At 60.3% G+C, this 18,533-nt stretch carries 14 protein-coding genes; 12 read left to right on the top strand and 2 right to left on the bottom strand.

Translation table 11 applies throughout. The annotated features are described in order from the left end of the window. Positions 1–5 precede the first annotated feature (5 nt). The 12 genes from AC2LD7_RS10655 to nuoN all read left to right on the top strand — a co-directional run bounded on the left by AC2LD7_RS10655 (position 6) and on the right by nuoN (position 14,586). Positions 6–680 carry a NuoB/complex I 20 kDa subunit family protein gene (locus tag AC2LD7_RS10655; RefSeq protein WP_484597712.1) on the top strand — a complete coding sequence of 225 codons (675 nt, stop codon included), beginning with the start codon at positions 6–8 and terminating at the stop codon, positions 678–680. 63 nt (positions 681–743) lie between these two features. After that, positions 744–2,525, top strand: a complete 1,782-nt coding sequence (gene nuoC / locus AC2LD7_RS10650; protein WP_484597711.1) for an NADH-quinone oxidoreductase subunit C/D — start codon at positions 744–746, stop codon at positions 2,523–2,525. Position 2,526: 1 nt separating this feature from the next. Beyond that, positions 2,527–3,021 carry an NADH-quinone oxidoreductase subunit NuoE gene (gene nuoE, locus AC2LD7_RS10645; protein WP_484597710.1) on the top strand — a complete coding sequence of 165 codons (495 nt, stop codon included), beginning with the start codon at positions 2,527–2,529 and terminating at the stop codon, positions 3,019–3,021. After that, positions 3,018–4,355 (top strand): NADH-quinone oxidoreductase subunit NuoF, encoded by a 1,338-nt coding sequence (gene nuoF / locus AC2LD7_RS10640; RefSeq protein WP_484597709.1) that lies wholly within the window; start codon positions 3,018–3,020, stop codon positions 4,353–4,355. The genes nuoE and nuoF overlap by 4 nt, the downstream gene beginning before the upstream one ends. Positions 4,356–4,487: 132 nt before the next feature. Continuing rightward, positions 4,488–7,217 (top strand): NADH-quinone oxidoreductase subunit NuoG, encoded by a 2,730-nt coding sequence (gene nuoG, locus AC2LD7_RS10635; protein ID WP_484597708.1) that lies wholly within the window; start codon positions 4,488–4,490, stop codon positions 7,215–7,217. Further along, the gene (nuoH, locus tag AC2LD7_RS10630) at positions 7,214–8,209 is read left to right on the top strand and encodes an NADH-quinone oxidoreductase subunit NuoH (RefSeq protein WP_484597707.1); all 996 of its coding nucleotides are present in this window, start codon (positions 7,214–7,216) and stop codon (positions 8,207–8,209) included. The genes nuoG and nuoH overlap by 4 nt, the downstream gene beginning before the upstream one ends. A gap of 12 nt (positions 8,210–8,221) precedes the next feature. Next, the gene (gene nuoI, locus AC2LD7_RS10625; protein WP_484597706.1) at positions 8,222–8,770 is read left to right on the top strand and encodes an NADH-quinone oxidoreductase subunit NuoI; all 549 of its coding nucleotides are present in this window, start codon (positions 8,222–8,224) and stop codon (positions 8,768–8,770) included. Between the two features lie 130 nt (positions 8,771–8,900). Continuing rightward, positions 8,901–9,401, top strand: a complete 501-nt coding sequence (gene nuoJ / locus AC2LD7_RS10620; RefSeq protein WP_484597705.1) for an NADH-quinone oxidoreductase subunit J — start codon at positions 8,901–8,903, stop codon at positions 9,399–9,401. Between the two features lie 4 nt (positions 9,402–9,405). Further along, positions 9,406–9,714 (top strand): NADH-quinone oxidoreductase subunit NuoK, encoded by a 309-nt coding sequence (gene nuoK / locus AC2LD7_RS10615; RefSeq protein ID WP_484597704.1) that lies wholly within the window; start codon positions 9,406–9,408, stop codon positions 9,712–9,714. Next, complete coding sequence (gene nuoL / locus AC2LD7_RS10610) at positions 9,711–11,555, top strand: NADH-quinone oxidoreductase subunit L (RefSeq protein WP_484597703.1); 1,845 nt, start codon at positions 9,711–9,713, stop codon at positions 11,553–11,555. The genes nuoK and nuoL overlap by 4 nt, the downstream gene beginning before the upstream one ends. A 21-nt stretch (positions 11,556–11,576) precedes the next feature. After that, positions 11,577–13,109: an NADH-quinone oxidoreductase subunit M gene (nuoM, locus tag AC2LD7_RS10605; RefSeq protein WP_484597702.1), complete on the top strand. Its 1,533-nt coding sequence runs from the start codon at positions 11,577–11,579 to the stop codon at positions 13,107–13,109. Between the two features lie 7 nt (positions 13,110–13,116). Further along, positions 13,117–14,586 carry an NADH-quinone oxidoreductase subunit NuoN gene (nuoN, locus tag AC2LD7_RS10600; protein ID WP_484597701.1) on the top strand — a complete coding sequence of 490 codons (1,470 nt, stop codon included), beginning with the start codon at positions 13,117–13,119 and terminating at the stop codon, positions 14,584–14,586. Between the two features lie 389 nt (positions 14,587–14,975). Here nuoN and AC2LD7_RS10595 read toward each other — a convergent pair whose 3' ends face one another. Both AC2LD7_RS10595 and AC2LD7_RS10590 read right to left on the bottom strand, forming a co-directional pair. After that, positions 14,976–17,351: an efflux RND transporter permease subunit gene (locus tag AC2LD7_RS10595; protein ID WP_484597700.1), complete on the bottom strand. Its 2,376-nt coding sequence runs from the start codon at positions 17,349–17,351 to the stop codon at positions 14,976–14,978. A 12-nt stretch (positions 17,352–17,363) separates the two neighbouring features. After that, complete coding sequence (locus AC2LD7_RS10590; RefSeq protein ID WP_484597699.1) at positions 17,364–18,458, bottom strand: WD40/YVTN/BNR-like repeat-containing protein; 1,095 nt, start codon at positions 18,456–18,458, stop codon at positions 17,364–17,366. Positions 18,459–18,533 lie beyond the last annotated feature (75 nt).

Raw genomic sequence — 18,533 nt, 5'->3', positions numbered from 1 at the left:
TATCCATGCAATACAAACTCACCCGGATCGATCCGGATGCGGTCAATGACCGTTATCCGATCGGCAAGCAGGAGACTGTTGCCGACCCGCTAGAAGGACAGGTTCATCGCAACATCTACATGGGCAAGCTGGAAGACGTGCTGAACGGTGCGGTCAACTGGGGGCGCAAGAATTCCCTGTGGCCTTACAACTTCGGCTTGTCCTGCTGCTACGTGGAGATGACGACCGCCTTCACCGCACCCCATGACGTTGCCCGCTTCGGTGCCGAGGTCATTCGAGCCTCGCCGCGCCAGGCCGATTTCATGGTTATCGCCGGAACCTGCTTCATCAAGATGGCGCCGATCATCCAGCGCCTGTACGAACAAATGCTGGAACCCAAATGGGTCATTTCCATGGGTTCCTGCGCCAACTCCGGTGGTATGTACGACATCTATTCGGTCGTTCAGGGGGTAGACAAGTTTCTGCCCGTGGACGTGTACATACCCGGCTGCCCGCCCCGCCCCGAGGCGTTTCTGCAAGGCCTGATGTTGCTGCAGGAATCCATCGGCAAGGAGCGTCGACCGCTTTCTTGGGTCGTGGGTGATCAAGGCGTCTATCGCGCCGAAATGCCCTCACAGAAAGAACAGCGACGCGAACAGCGCATCCAGGTTACCAACCTGCGCAGCCCCGACGACGTGTGATTGCCTTGCATTGCTTTGCAAGGCCCCTTCACGCCCCCACGTTGACCGAGAGCGACCGAAATCATGACTGCAGACAGCGCTCTGTATATTCCGCCTTACCAGGCTGACGACCAGAATATCGTCGTCGAACTGAACGCGCGCTTCGGCGCCGAAACCTTCGTCATCCAGCCGACCCGCACCGGCATGCCGGTACTCTGGGTGCCACGCGACAAGCTGATCGAGGTGCTTGGCTTTCTGCGCCAGGTGAGCAAGCCGTACGTCATGCTGTACGACCTGCATGGCGTCGATGAGCGCCTGCGCACCCATCGCCAAGGATTGCCCGCCGCCGACTTCAGTGTGTTCTATCACCTGATGTCGCTGGAACGGAACAGCGACGTGATGATCAAGGTAGCGCTGTCGGAAGGCGACCTGAATCTGCCGACATCCACTAGCATCTGGCCGAACGCCAACTGGTATGAGCGCGAAGTCTGGGACATGTACGGGATCACCTTTACCGGTCACCCGTTTCTGCACCGCATGCTGATGCCGCCCACCTGGGAAGGCCACCCGCTGCGCAAGGACTACCCCGCGCGCGCCACTGAGTTCGACCCCTACAGCCTCACCGCCGCCAAGCAGGATCTGGAGCAGGAAGCCTTGCGCTTCAAACCAGAAGACTGGGGCATGAAGCGCGGCAGCGAGCACGAGGACTATATGTTCCTCAACCTCGGCCCGAACCATCCCTCGGCCCATGGCGCTTTTCGCATCATCCTCCAGCTCGACGGCGAGGAAATCGTCGATTGCGTGCCCGAGATCGGCTATCACCACCGTGGCGCCGAAAAAATGGCCGAGCGGCAAAGCTGGCACAGCTTCATCCCTTACACCGACCGCATCGACTATCTCGGCGGGGTGATGAACAACCTGCCCTATGTGCTGGCGGTGGAAAAGCTGGCTGGGATCACCGTGCCGGATCGGGTCGACTTCATCCGTGTGATGATGGCCGAGTTCTTCCGCATCCAGAACCACCTGCTGTATCTGGGTACCTATATCCAGGACGTCGGTGCCATGACGCCGGTGTTCTTCACCTTCACCGACCGTCAACGCGCCTATCAGGTAATCGAGGCCATCACCGGCTTCCGCATGCATCCAGCTTGGTATCGCATCGGCGGCGTTGCGCACGACTTGCCGCGTGGCTGGGACAAGCTGGTTCGCGAGTTCCTCGACTGGATGCCCAAGCGCCTGAAGGAATACGAAAAAGCGGCGCTGAAAAACAGCATCCTGCGTGGCCGCACCAAGGGCGTCGCCAGCTACAACACCAAAGAAGCGCTGGAATGGGGCGTCACCGGCGCCGGCCTGCGCGCTACCGGCCTCGACTTCGATTTGCGCAAAGCGCGCCCTTATTCGGGCTATCAGCACTTCGAGTTCGAGGTGCCGCTGGCAGTCAATGGCGATGCTTATGATCGCTGCATGGTCAAGATGGGCGAGATGCGCGAGAGCCTGCGCATCATCGAGCAGTGCCTCAAACACATGCCGGAAGGTCCTTACAAAGCCGACCACCCGTTGACCACTCCACCGCCGAAAGAGCGCACCCTGCAACATATCGAGACCATGATCACGCACTTCCTGCAGGTGTCCTGGGGCCCGGTAATGCCTGCCAACGAGAGCTTCCAGATGATCGAGGCGACCAAGGGCATCAACAGCTATTACCTGACCAGTGACGGCAGCACCATGAGCTACCGCACGCGCATCCGCACGCCCAGCTTCCCGCATCTGCAGCAGATTCCTTCGGTGATCCGCGGCAGCATGGTCGCGGATCTCATCGCCTATCTGGGCAGTATCGATTTCGTCATGGCCGACGTGGACCGCTGATATGAGCACTTTGATCAAGACTGACCGTTTCGTCCTCAGCGAAACCGAGCGCTCGGCCATCGAGCACGAAATGCATCATTACGAAGACCCGCGCGCCGCTTCCATCGAGGCGCTGAAGATCGTTCAGAAAGCGCGTGGCTGGGTGCCGGACGGAGCCGCCGATGCCATCGGCGAAATCCTGGGTATTCCCGCCAGCGACGTCGAAGGCGTGGCGACCTTTTATAGCCAGATCTTTCGTCAGCCCGTCGGCCGCCACATCATCCGCGTCTGCGACAGCATGACCTGCTTCATCGGCGGCCATGAGTCGGTGCTCGGCGCTATCGAGCAGCAGCTCGGTATCGCTCCTGGGCAAACTACGGACGACGGCCGCTTCACGCTGATCCCGGTGTGCTGCCTAGGCAACTGCGATAAGGCCCCGGCGATGATGATCGACGACGACACCTTTGGCGATGTCCAAGCCAATGGCGTCGCTGCGCTGCTGGAGGCCTACCCATGAAGCCACTCCCGTCCATCGGTCCCGCCAACCGTATCGCGCGTAACGAAGAAACCCATCCGCTGACCTGGCGTTTGCGCGACGACGGCCAGCCGGTATGGCTCGACGAATACCAACAGAAGAATGGCTACGCCGCAGCGCGTAAGGCGCTTGCCCAAATGGCGCAGGCCGACATCGTGCAGACGGTCAAGGACTCCGGCCTCAAAGGCCGCGGCGGTGCCGGTTTTCCTACCGGGGTGAAGTGGGGCCTGATGCCCAAAGACGAGTCCATGAACATCCGCTATCTGCTGTGCAACGCGGATGAGATGGAACCCAACACCTGGAAAGACCGCTTGCTCATGGAGCAGCTGCCGCACCTTCTGGTCGAAGGCATGCTGATTTCTGCCCGTGCGCTCAAGGCTTATCGCGGCTATATCTTCCTGCGGGGGGAGTACGTCGACGCAGCGCTCAGCCTCAATCGCGCCATCGACGAAGCCAAGGCCGCCGGCCTGTTGGGTAAGAACATCCTTGGCTCGGGCTTCGACTTCGAGCTGATCGTACATACCGGCGCCGGTCGCTACATCTGCGGTGAAGAGACCGCATTGATCAACTCGCTGGAAGGCCGTCGCGCCAATCCGCGGGCCAAACCGCCCTTCCCCGCCGCCGTTGGCGTTTGGGGCAAGCCGACCTGCGTCAATAACGTCGAAACCCTATGCAACGTGCCGGCGATCATCGGCAACGGCGTGGACTGGTACAAATCCCTGGCACGTCCTGGCAGCGATGACATGGGCAGCAAGCTGATGGGCTTTTCCGGCAAGGTGAAGAATCCCGGAATCTGGGAGCTGCCCTTCGGCATCAGCGCACGCGAACTGTTCGAGGATTATGCCGGCGGCATGCGCGACGGCTATCGCCTCAAGTGCTGGCAACCCGGCGGCGCCGGGACGGGCTTTCTCCTACCCGAACACCTCGAGGCGCAGATGTATGCGGGCGGCGTTGCCAAGTTCGGCACCCGCATGGGGACTGGCCTGGCGCTGGCAGTGGATGACTCGGTCAACATGGTCTCCCTGCTTCGCAACATGGAGGAATTCTTTGCTCGGGAATCCTGCGGCTGGTGTACGCCCTGCCGTGACGGACTGCCCTGGAGCGTGAAGCTGCTCCGCGCTCTGGAGCGCGGCCAAGGCACTCCGCAGGACATTGATGTACTGCTGCAGTTGGTGGATTTTCTCGGTCCCGGAAAAACCTTCTGCGCCCATGCACCTGGCGCGGTAGAGCCGCTGGGCAGCGCGGTGAAGTATTTCCGACATGAGTTCGAGGCGGGTGTCACTTCGGCGGCAACGCCCACATCTCAACCGGCCTGACCCGTTAAAAGACGCTGGAGGCTGAACGCTGGACGAAAAAGCGCCTCCACCTCGTCCAGCCTCAAGCCTTCCGCCTCCAGCGAAAGATTTTTTATTAGCCAGACCCGCGCAGGCGGGTGAGAAGACTTAGAAATGGCCACTATTCACGTAGACGGTAAAGCCTACGATGTCGACGGAGCGGACAACCTGCTACAGGCCTGCCTGTCTCTCGGTCTCGACATTCCCTATTTTTGCTGGCATCCGGCGCTTGGCAGCGTCGGCGCCTGCCGCCAGTGTGCGGTAAAGCAATACAACGACGAGAACGACACCCGAGGTCGCCTGGTCATGTCCTGCATGACGCCAGCGACCGACAACAGCTGGATCGCAATCGACGACGCGGAAGCCAAGGCCTTTCGCGCCAGCGTCGTCGAATGGCTGATGATCAACCACCCGCACGACTGCCCGGTGTGTGAGGAAGGTGGCCATTGTCACCTGCAGGACATGACGGTAATGACCGGCCACAACCAGCGCCGTTACCGCTTCACCAAGCGCACCCACCAGAACCAGGAGCTCGGCCCGTTCATCGCGCATGAGATGAACCGCTGCATCGCCTGTTACCGTTGCGTGCGTTACTACAAGGATTACGCTGGCGGCACCGATCTCGGCGTATTCGGCGCCCATGACAACGTCTATTTCGGGCGGGTCGAGGACGGTGTGCTGGAAAGCGAATTCTCCGGCAACCTCACCGAGGTCTGCCCAACTGGCGTATTCACCGACAAGACCCATTCCGAACGTTACAACCGCAAATGGGACATGCAGTTCGCTCCGAGCATCTGCCACGGTTGTTCGTCTGGCTGCAACACCAGCCCCGGCGAGCGATACGGCGAAATTCGCCGCATCGAGAACCGTTTCAACGGCGAGGTAAACCACTATTTCCTTTGCGACCGCGGCCGTTTCGGCTACGGCTACGTCAATCGCAAGGACCGCCCCCGTCAGCCGATGATGGTTTTAAGCAAAATGAAAATGGGCGTGGATTCAGCCCTCGATCAGGCAGCCGCACTGTTAGCCAGCCGCAAGCCGATCGGCATCGGGTCGCCGCGGGCAAGCCTGGAAAGCAATTACGCCCTACGAGAACTGGTCGGTGCTGAAAACTTCTACTCCGGCATCGCTGCCGACGAGTTGGAAAATCTGCTGCTCGTCCGCTCAATCCTGCAAAACGGCCCGCTGCCTACGCCATCGATGCGCGACATCGAGGCGCACGACGCGATTTTCGTACTTGGCGAAGATCTGACCCAGACCGCCGCCCGTATCGCCCTGGCTCTACGCCAGTCGGTAAGGGGCAAGGCCAACGAAATCGCAGCCGCGGCGAAAATCCCCGAGTGGCATCAGGCTGCGGTACAGAACGTCGCTCAGAACGCGCTCAGCCCATTGTTCATTGCCAGCGTCAGCGCTACTCGCCTGGACGACGTCGCGACCGAAAGCGTACAGGCCGCGCCACAAGACCTGGCGCGTCTAGGCTTCGCCGTGGCACATGCCATCGACCCCAGCGCTCCTGCCGTAGCCGGGCTTGAATCCGAAGCCGCTCAACTGGCCGAGCGCATCGCCGAAGCCCTGCTGGCCGGCAAGCGCCCACTGATCGTGTCCGGCGCTTCGCTCGGTTCGAAGGCTTTGATCGAGGCGGCAGCAAATATCGCCCAGGCATTGAAGAATCGCGAGAAAAACGCCTCCATCAGCCTAGTGGTACCTGAAGCCAACAGCATGGGGCTGGCCCTGCTGTTGGGCGAAGAGCATGCCGACAAATCCGTGGATGCCGCGCTCCAGGCACTGACTTCAGGCCAGGCAGACGCTGTAATAGTTCTGGAAAATGATCTTTACCGTCGCGCCAATCGGTCCACGGTGGACGCCGCCCTCAATGCCGCCAAGCTTGTAGTGGTTGCTGATCATCAGCAGACCGAAACGTCGAAAAAAGCGCATCTGCTGCTACCGGTTGCAAGCTTTGCCGAAGGCGACGGCACCCTGGTCAGCCAGGAAGGGCGTGCCCAGCGTTTCTTCCAGGTCTTCGACCCGAGTTACTACGATGGCGAAAACCTTGTTCGCGAAGGCTGGCGCTGGCTGCACGCGCTGAACGCGACCCGGCAAGGCAAGCCCGTCGACTGGACCCAGCTCGACCAGGTCACCGAAGCCTGCGCGGCCAGTACTCCAGCGCTGGCTGGCATTCGTGACGCGGCGCCAAAAGCGGGGTTCCGTATCAAAGGCCTGAAACTGGCGCGCGAACCGCATCGCTACAGCGGCCGCACTGCCATGCGCGCCAACATCAACGTAAGCGAACCGCGTCAGCCACAGGATCAGGATTCGGCCTTTGCTTTTTCCATGGAAGGCTATTCGGGTTCCGCGGAAAGCCGTCAGCAGATTCCGTTTGCCTGGTCGCCAGGCTGGAACTCGCCGCAAGCCTGGAACAAATTTCAGGACGAGGTCGGCGGCCACTTGCGGGCCGGCGATCCGGGCGTGAGATTGATCGTGGCAAGCGGCATGTCCCTGCCCTGGTTCAGCCCGAACGCTGCTTTCGCTCCAATGAAGGGCCATTGGCAGGCAGTGCCATTGCATCATCTGTTCGGTAGCGAAGAGACGTCGTCACGTGCGGCTCCCATTCAAGCGCGCATTCCGCAGCCTTACGTGGCACTGAACAGCGCCGAGGCAGCCCGTCTGGGGGTCAACGAAGGTGCGCTGCTGGGGTTGCACTTAAACGACCAAGCCCTGCGTCTGCCGTTGCGCATCCTGGACGAGCTGGCCGTCGGCCTTGTTGGTCTGCCGGTCGGCCTGGAGGGCATTCCGGTAATCACCGCAGAGACGTCAGTAACCGAGTTGCAGGAGGCCACGCTATGAACTGGCTGACTCCTGAACTCATCGACGTACTGATCGCGGTCCTGAAAGCCGTCGTCATTTTACTCGTGGTGGTGGTCTGCGGCGCGCTGCTGAGTTTCGTTGAACGACGCCTGCTTGGGCTTTGGCAGGATCGTTATGGCCCAAACCGGGTCGGACCCTTCGGTATGTTCCAGATAGCCGCGGACATGCTGAAAATGTTCTTCAAGGAAGACTGGACGCCGCCGTTCGCTGATAGAGCCATCTTCACCCTGGCGCCCGTGGTGGCGATGAGCTCGCTGCTGATCGCGTTCGCCGTGGTGCCGGTTACACCGACCTGGGGCGTCGCCGATCTCAACATCGGCTTGCTGTTCTTCTTCGCCATGGCCGGATTGACGGTTTACGCCGTGCTGTTCGCCGGCTGGTCGAGCAACAACAAGTTCGCCCTGCTCGGCAGTCTGCGCGCCTCGGCTCAAACCGTGTCCTACGAAGTGTTTCTGGGACTGTCGCTGATGGGCATCGTCGCTCAGGTCGGCTCGTTCAACATGCGCGACATCGTCGAGTATCAGCAGCAGCACCTGTGGTTCATCATTCCGCAGTTTCTCGGCTTCTGTACGTTCTTCATCGCCGGCGTCGCGGTTACGCACCGTCATCCGTTCGACCAGCCTGAAGCCGAGCAGGAGCTCGCCGACGGCTATCACATCGAATATGCCGGGATGAAATGGGGCATGTTCTTCGTTGGCGAGTACATCGGCATCGTGCTCGTTTCCGCGCTGCTGACCACCCTGTTCTTCGGCGGCTGGCACGGCCCCTTCCTCGATGCGCTGCCCTGGTTGTCGTTCGTCTGGTTCGCGCTCAAGACTGGCTTTTTCATCATGCTGTTCATTCTGCTGCGCGCCTCAATCCCGCGCCCGCGTTATGACCAGGTGATGGCCTTCAGCTGGAAGTTCTGCCTGCCGCTGACCCTGATCAACCTGCTGGTGACCGGCGCGCTCGTGCTGGCCGCGGCCCAGTAAGGAGGAAATACAATGTTCAGATACATCGGCGAGGTGCTGCATGGCACCTACACCCAGTTGCGCAGCCTGGCGATGGTATTCAGCCACGCATTCCGCAAGCGCGACACCCTGCAGTATCCAGAAGAACAGGTCTATCTGCCGCCACGCTACCGCGGCCGTATCGTGCTGACCCGCGATCCCGACGGCGAAGAACGCTGCGTGGCCTGCAATCTTTGCGCGGTGGCCTGTCCGGTCGGCTGTATCTCGTTGCAGAAGGCCGAAACCGAAGATGGACGCTGGTATCCAGAATTCTTCCGCATCAATTTCTCGCGCTGCATTTTCTGCGGGCTATGCGAAGAGGCTTGTCCGACCACGGCGATCCAACTCACGCCCGACTTCGAAATGGGCGAGTACAACCGGCAGAACCTGGTGTACGAAAAAGAAGATCTGCTGATCTCCGGACCCGGCAAATACCCGGACTACAACTTCTACCGCGTCGCCGGTCTGGCCATCGCAGGCAAGCCCAAAGGCGCTGCGCAAAGCGAAGCCGAGCCGATCAACGTCAAGGGGTTGTTGCCATGATTCGATGTGCTTCGCATTGCCTTGGAGAAACATTCGATGAAAAGCGCCGGAGGCCGGAAAGCTGGACGAGTAACGCCGCCTTTTTGTGCAGCCTTCAGCCTCTAGCCCTCCAGTCCCCGAGGAGCTTCTGATGGAATTCGCCTTCTATTTCTCATCCGGAGTCGCCGTGGTTTCCACGTTGCGGGTGATCAGCGGCAGCAATCCGGTACACGCCCTGCTCTACCTCGTCATTTCGCTGCTGGCGGTAGCCATGTGCTTCTTCAGCCTGGGTGCGCCGTTTGCCGGCGCGCTGGAAATCATCGTTTACGCCGGCGCCATCATGGTGCTGTTCGTGTTCGTGGTGATGATGCTCAACCTGGGCCCAGCCGTTGCCCAACAGGAACGCGCCTGGCTCAAACCCAAGGTCTGGATCGGTCCATCGATACTTTCTGCGGCGTTGCTGGCGCAACTGCTCTGGGCGCTGTTCGCCGCACCGAGCAATGCACCGCTGGCGCTGATCGGCGTTGGGCCCAAGGAAGTTGGCGTAGCGCTGTTCGGTCCCTATTTGCTGGTGGTGGAACTAGCCTCGCTGCTGCTGCTCGCGGCCTTGGTCGCGGCTTATCACCTTGGCCGCCACGAGGCGAAGGAGTAACGCCATGCAAACGATTCCCCTCGAACACGGCCTTGCCGTAGCGGCCATTCTCTTCAGCCTCGGGCTAGTCGGCCTGATGGTCCGCCGCAACATCCTCTTCATGCTGATGAGCCTGGAAATCATGATGAACGCCGCCGGCCTCGCCTTCGTCGTCGCCGGTAGCCGTTGGGCCCAGCCGGACGGTCAGATCATGTTCATTCTGGTGATCACCCTGGCAGCTGCCGAAGCCGCAATCGGTCTGGCGATCCTTCTGCAACTGTATCGCCGCTTCAACACCTTTGATGTCGACGCCGCAAGCGAGATGCACGGATGAATCTTTTATTCCTGACCTTCCTATTTCCGCTGCTCGGCTATTTTCTGCTCGCATTTTCCCGCGGGCGCTTATCGGAGAATCTCGCAGCGACCATCGGCGTCGGTTCGGTTGGCCTTTCGGCGCTGACCAGCGCCTGGATCATCTGGCAGTTCAACGTCGCCCCGCCAGCAAACGGCGTTTACAACCAATTGCTCTGGCAGTGGCTGAACGTATCGGGCTTTCAGGCCGACTTCGGCCTGCATCTGGACGGTCTGTCGCTGACCATGCTCGGCGTGGTCACTGGTGTGGGTTTCCTGATCCATCTATTCGCCAGTTGGTACATGCGCGGCGAAGAGGGTTATTCGCGCTTCTTCGCCTACACCAATCTGTTCATTTTCAGCATGTTGCTATTGGTCCTCGGCGATAACCTGCTGTTGCTGTACTTCGGCTGGGAAGGCGTGGGACTTTGCTCGTATCTGCTGATCGGCTTTTACTTCACCGAGCGCAAGAACGGCAACGCAGCGCTGAAAGCCTTCATCGTCACCCGCGTCGGCGACGTGCTGATGGCGTTCGGCCTGTTCATCCTCTTCGTCCAACTGGGCACCCTGAATATCCAGGAACTGCTAACGCTGGCGCCGCAGAAATTTGCCAGCGGCGATCTCTGGATTACGCTGGCAACCCTCGCCCTGCTCGGCGGCGCGGTCGGCAAATCCGCTCAATTGCCGTTGCAAACCTGGCTGGCCGATGCCATGGCCGGCCCGACCCCGGTCTCGGCTCTGATCCATGCGGCAACCATGGTCACCGCCGGCGTCTACTTGATCGCTCGCACTCACGGCCTGTTCCTGCTGGCGCCAGACGTACACGAACTGGTCGGCATCGTGGGTGGCGTCACACTGGTGCTGGCCGGCTTCGCCGCGCTGGTACAGACCGACATCAAGCGCATCCTCGCCTACTCGACCATGAGCCAGATCGGTTACATGTTTCTCGCCCTAGGGGTCGGTGCCTGGGATGCGGCGATTTTTCACCTGATGACTCATGCGTTCTTCAAGGCGCTGCTGTTCCTCGCCTCCGGTTCGGTGATTCATGCCTGCCATCACGAGCAGAACATTTTCAGGATGGGCGGCCTGTGGAAGAAGCTGCCGTTGGCTTATGCCAGCTTCATCATCGGCGGTGCCGCGTTGGCCGCCCTGCCATTGATCACGGCCGGGTTTTATTCGAAGGATGAGATTCTCTGGGAGGCCTTCGCCAGCGGGCACAGCGGCTTGCTCTATGCGGGTTTGGCCGGCGCCTTCCTCACCTCGCTGTACACCTTCCGGCTGATTTTCATTGCCTTCCACGGCGAAGCGAAGACCGAGGCCCACGCCGGGCACGGCATCGCTCATAACCTGCCGCTGGGTGTACTGATCGTGTTGTCGACTTTTATCGGCGCATTGATCGTTCCGCCACTGGCCGGCGTGTTACCGCAAAGCGTCGGCCATGCTGGCGGCGAGGCCAAACACAGCCTGGAAATCGCCTCCGGCGCGATCGCCTTGGCCGGCATTCTGCTCGCGGGATTGCTGTTTCTCGGCCAGCGCAGCTTGGTCAACGCCATAGCGCAGAGCGCGCCGGGACGAATCCTGACCGCCTGGTGGTTTGCCGCTTGGGGCTTCGACTGGATCTACGACAAGCTCTTCGTGCAGCCATATCTCTGGCTGTGCCGTCTGCTCGCCCGCGACCCCATCGACGCCACCATCGGCCTGGTCCCGCGCACCGCGCATAGCACCAACGCCGTACTTAGTCGCAGCGAAACCGGCCAGTTGCGCTGGTACGCCCTGTCCCTCGTCGGCGGAGCAGTGCTGCTGCTCGGCATCATCCTGCTCTGAATTGCCCAAGGACCCGAAACTGTGATTCTGCCCTGGTTAATCCTGATTCCTTTTATCGGCGGTGTGCTCTGCTGGATTGTCGAGCGCTTCGACAAATCCCTGCCGCGCTGGATCGCGCTGCTCACCATGGCGTTGCTGTTCGGCCTGGGGCTCTGGCTCTGGAGCAATGGCGACTACAACCTGGCTCCGGCTCCAGGTGCCGGCTCGAACTGGGCGGTGGAATTCAAGCACGTCTGGATCGAGCGGTTCGGCATCAACCTGCACCTGGCGCTGGATGGCTTGTCGTTGCTGATGATCCTGCTCACCGGGCTGCTCGGCGTGCTTTCCGTGCTCTGCTCGTGGAAGGAAATCCAGCGCCATGTCGGCTTCTTCCACCTCAACCTGATGTGGATTCTCGGCGGTGTGGTCGGCGTGTTCCTCGCCCTGGATCTGTTCCTGTTTTTCTTCTTCTGGGAAATGATGCTGGTGCCGATGTATTTCCTCATCGCACTCTGGGGTCATAGTTCCAGCGAAGGCAAACGCTCGCGAATCAATGCCGCCACCAAGTTCTTCATCTATACCCAAGCCAGCGGCTTGATCATGTTGGTGGCGATCCTTGGCCTGGTGCTGGTGAACTACCACAACACTGGCGTACTGACCTTCGATTACGCGTTGCTGCTCAATGCGGAGCTCGATCCCAAGATCGAATTCCTGCTGATGCTCGGCTTCTTCATCGCCTTCGCCGTGAAGTTTCCGATCGTGCCGCTGCACTCCTGGCTACCGGATGCGCATGCCCAGGCGCCAACTGCCGGCTCCGTGGATCTAGCCGGTATTCTGCTGAAAACCGCGGCCTACGGAATGATCCGCTTCGCCCTGCCGCTGTTCCCCGACGCCTCGATGGACTTCGCCCCGATCGCCATGGCGTTGGGCCTGCTTGGGATCTTCTACGGCGCGCTTCTGTCTTTCGGGCAAACCGACATCAAGCGTCTTGTCGCTTATTCCAGCATTTCCCACATGGGCTTCGTACTGATCGGAATTTACTCCGGAAGCGAGCTGGCGCTGCAGGGTGCGGTGGTGTTGATGATCGCCCACGGGCTGTCCGCCGCGGCGTTGTTCATTCTTTGCGGCCAACTCTATGAGCGCTTGCATACCCGCGACATGCGCGAAATGGGCGGCTTGTGGTCACGCCTGCCATGGTTGCCGGCACTGAGCCTGTTTTTCGCGGCTGCCTCGCTGGGGCTTCCCGGGACCGGCAACTTCGTCGGTGAGTTCGTGGTGCTGTTCGGCGCATTCGCCGGCTCGCCTTGGGTCGTGGTGATTGCGACCTTCGGTTTGGTGCTGTCCTCGCTTTATTCGCTGGCAATGATCCATCGCGCGCACTTCGGGCCCACCAAGGCCGAAGATGCTTTGCGCGCATTGGATGTCAGAGAAGTCGGCATGGTCCTGCTATTGGCAACGCTGCTGATCCTGCTCGGGATTTACCCGCAGCCGATATTCGACACCTCGCTGGCCACCATGAATGGCGTGCAGCAATGGCTCGGTGCCGCTTTTCCCCAACCTGTTTCGGTCCGGTAGTCGCGTTATGGAATTCACTCAACAACACCTCATCGCCCTGCTGCCGTTGCTCATAACCAGCGCCACTACCGTGGTGGTCATGCTGGCGATCACCTGGCGTCGCAACCACGACATGAGCTTCGGACTCACCGCAGCCGGTCTGGTCCTGGCCTTGCTGTCGATCCACCCGGCGATGCAGGCGGACGTGCAGCAAGTGACCGCGCTGCTGCGGATGGATGGCTTTGCCTACTTTTACATGGCGCTGATCCTCGTCTCGACGCTGGTATGTGTGACGCTGGCTCATGCCTACCTGGGCGAAGAACCTGGCGGCGCCGGCTTCCCGGGAAACCGCGAAGAACTCTATTTGTTGATGCTGCTGTCCACTGCCGGCGGCATAGTGCTGGTCAGCGCCCAGCATTTGGCGGGCCTCTTCATCGGTTTGGAGCTGCTATCCGTTCCGGTATACGGGCTGGTTGCCTATGCGTTCTTCAATAAGCGTTCATTGGAAGCCGGCATCAAATACATGGTGCTTTCGGCCGCTGGCAGCGCATTCCTGCTGTTCGGCATCGCACTGCTGTACGCCGAGTCGGGCAGTCTCAGCTTCGCCGGCATCGGTGCCAGTTTGGCGACCGATGGGACGTCTCTGTTGGTCCAGGCAGGTATCGGCATGATGCTGATCGGGCTCGGCTTCAAGCTCTCACTGGTGCCCTTCCACCTCTGGACGCCAGACGTCTATGAGGGCGCGCCCGCTCCCGTCTCGGCATTCCTCGCCACCGCGAGCAAAGTCGCTGTGTTCGTGGTGCTGCTGCGCCTCTATCAATTGTCGCCCGCGACCCATGGTGGCTGGCTCAACGATGCACTGAGCTTGATCGCCATTGCGTCAATCCTGGCGGGCAACCTGCTCGCGCTGAACCAGAGCAATCTCAAGCGGTTGCTGGGCTACTCGTCGATTGCTCACTTCGGCTATCTGTTGGTGGCGCTGATCGCCAGCGACGGCCTGGCGGTAGAAGCGGTTGGCGTTTATCTGGTGACTTACGTGCTTACCAGCCTTGGCGCTTTCGGCGTGATCGCACTCATGTCCAGCCCCTATCAGGGCCGCGATGCGGATGCTCTGTATGAATACCGCGGCCTGTTCTGGCGCCGGCCGTATCTCACCGCTGTGCTGACCGTGATGATGCTGTCGCTCGCCGGTATCCCGCTGACAGCCGGCTTCATCGGCAAGTTCTACGTGATCGCTTCCGGGGTTGAGTCTCAGCTCTGGTGGCTGCTGGGAGCATTGATTATCGGCAGCGCCATAGGCCTGTACTACTACCTGCGAGTCACGGTCACGCTGTACTTGGTCGAACCCGGCCTGCGCCGTCACGATGCGCCGTTCAACTGGGGGCAACGTGCTGGCGGCATCATGCTATTGGTGATCGCGGTGCTGGCGTTCTTCTTGGGGGTCTACCCGCAACCGCTGCTGGAACTGGTACAGCAGGCGGGTCTGGCGGCGTTGTGACGCTCATCTGTTGACGCAGCCGGATCGCTCAAGTGAGCGCTTCCTCAGCACTGGGTTCGGGGCGTTTTGCTATGTGCTCCAGCACGCTGGCAGCGTCGCGAAACGCCTGAACCCATGAGCGGCTGAGGCGTGTATGCATGGTTTTTGACCGATCGCTTCAACCGTAGCGACAGCTTGAAAATGTAGTCAGCTCGCCTGAGCTATTTTCAATCGGCATATGGATGGTCACCACCAGCGTCGCTTGCCACCCGATTGCTACATTCCGCCATGCCGTTCTGCAGCACGCATACAAACGAAAATGCCCGTATATCTCGATACGGGCATTTTCATCTCTTCGGTCACTGCGCCGCTCGGCTAAATCCGGAGCGCAGCCTCGTTTCTACCAGAAGTCATTGCGCCAGCAGCGACCCCTCCACCTTGCCGACCAGCTTCTCCGGTTTGATCAGGAAGCGCGCCAGTGCCGGCAGCAGCCAGATCGCACCGACCATGTTCCACAAGAACATAAAGGTCAGCATCAATCCCATATCGGCCTGGAACTTGATCGCCGAAAAGACCCAGGTGAACACGCCGATCGCCAGGCAGATGCCGGTGAAAACCACCGCCTTGCCGGTGGATTTCAGCGTCTCGTAATAGGCTTCCTGCAGCGTCATGCCCTGACGTAGATAAGTCTCCAACCGGCTGTAGATGTAGATGCCGTAATCCACGCCGATACCCACGCCCAGGGCGATCACCGGCAGTGTCGCCACCTTCACACCAATACCCATGAAGGCCATCAGCGCATTGCCGAGGATCGAGGTCAGCACCAGCGGCAGAATCACGCACAGCGTCGCGGCAACCGAGCGGAAGGTCAGCAGGCACATGAAACTCACCGCCGCGTAAACCGCTATCAGCATAGTGGTTTCGGATGCTGCAATGACTTCGTTGGTAGCCGCCTCGATACCGGCATTACCGGCAGCCAGCACGAACTCCAACCCCTCGCGGTTGTTTTCTTCAGCGAATTCACGGGCGGCAGATACCACGTGGTCCAGCGTCTCGGCCTTGTGGTCGTTAAGGAACACCAATACCGGCGCGAGCGAACAGTCGCTGTTGTACATGCCTTCAGCGCGGGCGATAGAGCTGTTGAGGACGAACTGGTTACGCGACAGCGTTTCCCACTTCAGGCTGCCCTCGTTCATGCCCTTGATGCTCTGACGGGCGACGGTCACCATCGACACCGCCGACTGCACACCTTCGGTGTTTTCCATCTTCCACATCAGCTCGTCCATGGCGGCGAGCGTGTCGTAGTGGGCGCAACCTTCGGGCGCGGTCTTGACCATCACCACCAGCACGTCGGAACTGGTCGAGTAGTTGCTGATGACAAAGTCGTTGTCGAGGTTGTAGCGCGAGTCCGGATGCAGTTCCGGCGCGCCCTGATCGAGGTCACCGATCTTCAGGTTCTGGCCGTACCAGAGGCCACCACCCACGGCCAATAGCGCGATGACGATGGAAATCGGCGCGACCACCGGGTTGGCAAAATTCGACAACAGACGCCAGAACGGATGGTTGCGGGCAGCCTCTTCGCGGGCCTGTTTGACCGCGCGCCGGCTGATGCCCATGTAGGAGATCGCCACCGGCAGCAGGATCAGGTTAGTCAGGATGATCACCGCCACGCCCAGCGAAGCGCCGATAGCCAGTTCGCGAATCACACCGATATCGATCAGCAGCAGCGTGACGAAGCCGACGGCGTCTGATGCCAGCGCCACCATGCCGGGGATGAACAGCTGACGGAACGCCATGCGTGCTGCCGCCAGCGGATCATCGGTCTCGCCCGACGCCATGGCGATACCGTTGATCTTCTGCACGCCGTGGGAGATACCGATGGCGAAGACCAGGAACGGTACCAGCATCGAATAAGGATCGAGACCGAAGCCGAGGGTGTGCAACAGACCGAGCTGCCAGACCACTGCGATCAACGTGGTTACGACCACCGCGATGGTGCTCTTGAAGCAACGGGTGAACCACAGCAACAACGCCAGGGTGATGCCGATGGCAACGATGAAGAACAACGCGACGCCCAGCAGGCCATCGATCAAATCGCCGACCTTCTTGGCGAAGCCAATGATGTGGATGTCTATATTCGGGTTCTGCGCCTCGTACTTGTCGCGGATCTTCTCTTCCAGCTCATGGGAGAATTTCTGGTAATCGAGGGCGATCTGCTTGCTACGGTCGTCCGGGTCCGAGTAGGACTCCATCAGCGGCACGTCGATGATGCTCGACTTGAAGTCGTTCGCCACCAGACGCCCGATCTGCCCGGACTTGAGAATATTGCTACGCAGGTCGTCGAGGCTTTCCGGCGAGCCGTCATAGGTCTGCGGAATGACCTCGCCACCAGCGAAGCCCTGCTCCGTCACCTCGGTCCAGCGAATGCTGGGGCTCCACAGCGACTTCATATTGGAGCGGTCGACGCCTTGAATATAGAAGACTTCGTCATGGATCTGACGCAGCGTCTCCATGTACTCCTTGGAGAATATGTCGCCATCCTTCGCCGCCACGGAGATCCGCACGGTATTGCCCAGGTTGGCCAGATCATCGCGATGCTCGAGCATGTTCTGAATGTAGGGATGCCCCAGCGGGATCATCTTTTCGAAACTGGTCGAAGGACGAACTTGGGCCGCCTGGTAAAACAGGAACACGCTAATCAACAGACAGGTCAGGATCACTGCCGGTCGGTTATTGAAAATCAGGCGCTCGAGAAAAGACGCCGGCTTCTGTTGATGCTTGGTCATGTTGGCTCCGGCTTATTGTTGTTTTACGGGCAGGTTCGCGCCACTTGGCGAAACGACCCTGACGCCGCTCTGCCCGACGAGGACCAGATTGCCATCGGGGTTGGCGACAACGCCGGACAGCGAGCGCCGATCCGGGCGGCTGAATAGCTTGAAACTTTGCCCTTTATCATCACTGCTGAGCACAGTGCCGCCATGGCCGACCACTACGATGCGACCATCGGGGAGCAGGTTGCCGTCGGCCAGGCCCGATTCGATAGCATAGCCACCGTCGAGCAGTTCGATCTGCTGCCAGTTGGCGCCGAAGTCGGTCGAGCGGAACAGGTGACCACGTAGACCGAACGCAACGACGACGCCGGGTTCGCCGCCGCCGACCACGCCAAAGAACGATCCCTGATAAGGCGACTCGACGCGTTCCCAGGTCTCGCCCATGTCACCGGAGCGGAACATGCCGCCCATTTCGCCAACGACGAACAGGCCGGAGCCTTCGATTTCTGTGATGGCGTTCAGGTGGAAACCGTCCTCGTTATCGAGGCGATCAGCGACGTCTTCCCAGTTCTGGCCACCGTCGGTGGTTTCCAGCAACACGCCGTAGGCGCCCGTAGCGAAGCCGTGCTGCGAATTCTCGAACCAGACGTCGAGCAGCGGCACCTCGCCTTCGCGGTTTTCGTACTGACGCGTCCAGGTTTCGCCGCCGTTGGTAGTCGCCAGGATCAGCGCATCGTGACCGACCGCCCAACCATGCTTTTCATCGGCGAAATAGACCGCAGTGAGCAGCTGACGGGTCGGAACCTTGGCTTGCGCCCAGGTAGCGCCGCCGTCATCGGAGAAGAGGATATGCCCGCGATCCCCCGCCGCGACCAGACGCTTGCCGGCGTGAGCGATATCGAGGAGAAGCGTGGACGCCGCTTTCTGCGATTCGATCGCATAGCGGACGCCTGGCTCAGCCGGGCTTTGTGCATAAGCAGGAGCGGTGACAAAAAACAGGACGGAGAGAACACTGCAGAGCGAGAGCGTTCTTGCCAGCGGCGAATGACTGCTGAACAGCGGCGTGCGGGTTTTTTCTTCCGCACGGCCAACCGGTGTGCGCCACATGACGGGCTCACTCATACATACCCCCTTTATTCTTATTAGGTAGGGCCTGCGTGTGGTGACAGGCGAAGCCATGCTATAGGGCTTTCGAAA

The organism is Stutzerimonas sp., from assembly GCF_982611455.1.
This window is presented reverse-complemented; position numbering and strand designations above follow the sequence as displayed.

Excerpts from the sequence above, each read along its gene's own strand:
- AC2LD7_RS10655 (WP_484597712.1), top strand. The coding sequence starts at position 6 with ATGCAATACAAACTCACCCGGATCGATCCGGATGCGGTCAATGACCGT.
- nuoC (WP_484597711.1), top strand. The coding sequence starts at position 744 with ATGACTGCAGACAGCGCTCTGTATATTCCGCCTTACCAGGCTGACGAC.
- nuoE (WP_484597710.1), top strand. The coding sequence starts at position 2,527 with ATGAGCACTTTGATCAAGACTGACCGTTTCGTCCTCAGCGAAACCGAG.
- nuoF (WP_484597709.1), top strand. The coding sequence starts at position 3,018 with ATGAAGCCACTCCCGTCCATCGGTCCCGCCAACCGTATCGCGCGTAAC.
- nuoG (WP_484597708.1), top strand. The coding sequence starts at position 4,488 with ATGGCCACTATTCACGTAGACGGTAAAGCCTACGATGTCGACGGAGCG.
- nuoH (WP_484597707.1), top strand. The coding sequence starts at position 7,214 with ATGAACTGGCTGACTCCTGAACTCATCGACGTACTGATCGCGGTCCTG.
- nuoI (WP_484597706.1), top strand. The coding sequence starts at position 8,222 with ATGTTCAGATACATCGGCGAGGTGCTGCATGGCACCTACACCCAGTTG.
- nuoJ (WP_484597705.1), top strand. The coding sequence starts at position 8,901 with ATGGAATTCGCCTTCTATTTCTCATCCGGAGTCGCCGTGGTTTCCACG.
- nuoK (WP_484597704.1), top strand. The coding sequence starts at position 9,406 with ATGCAAACGATTCCCCTCGAACACGGCCTTGCCGTAGCGGCCATTCTC.
- nuoL (WP_484597703.1), top strand. The coding sequence starts at position 9,711 with ATGAATCTTTTATTCCTGACCTTCCTATTTCCGCTGCTCGGCTATTTT.
- nuoN (WP_484597701.1), top strand. The coding sequence starts at position 13,117 with ATGGAATTCACTCAACAACACCTCATCGCCCTGCTGCCGTTGCTCATA.
- AC2LD7_RS10595 (WP_484597700.1), bottom strand. The coding sequence starts at position 17,351 with ATGACCAAGCATCAACAGAAGCCGGCGTCTTTTCTCGAGCGCCTGATT.
- AC2LD7_RS10590 (WP_484597699.1), bottom strand. The coding sequence starts at position 18,458 with ATGAGTGAGCCCGTCATGTGGCGCACACCGGTTGGCCGTGCGGAAGAA.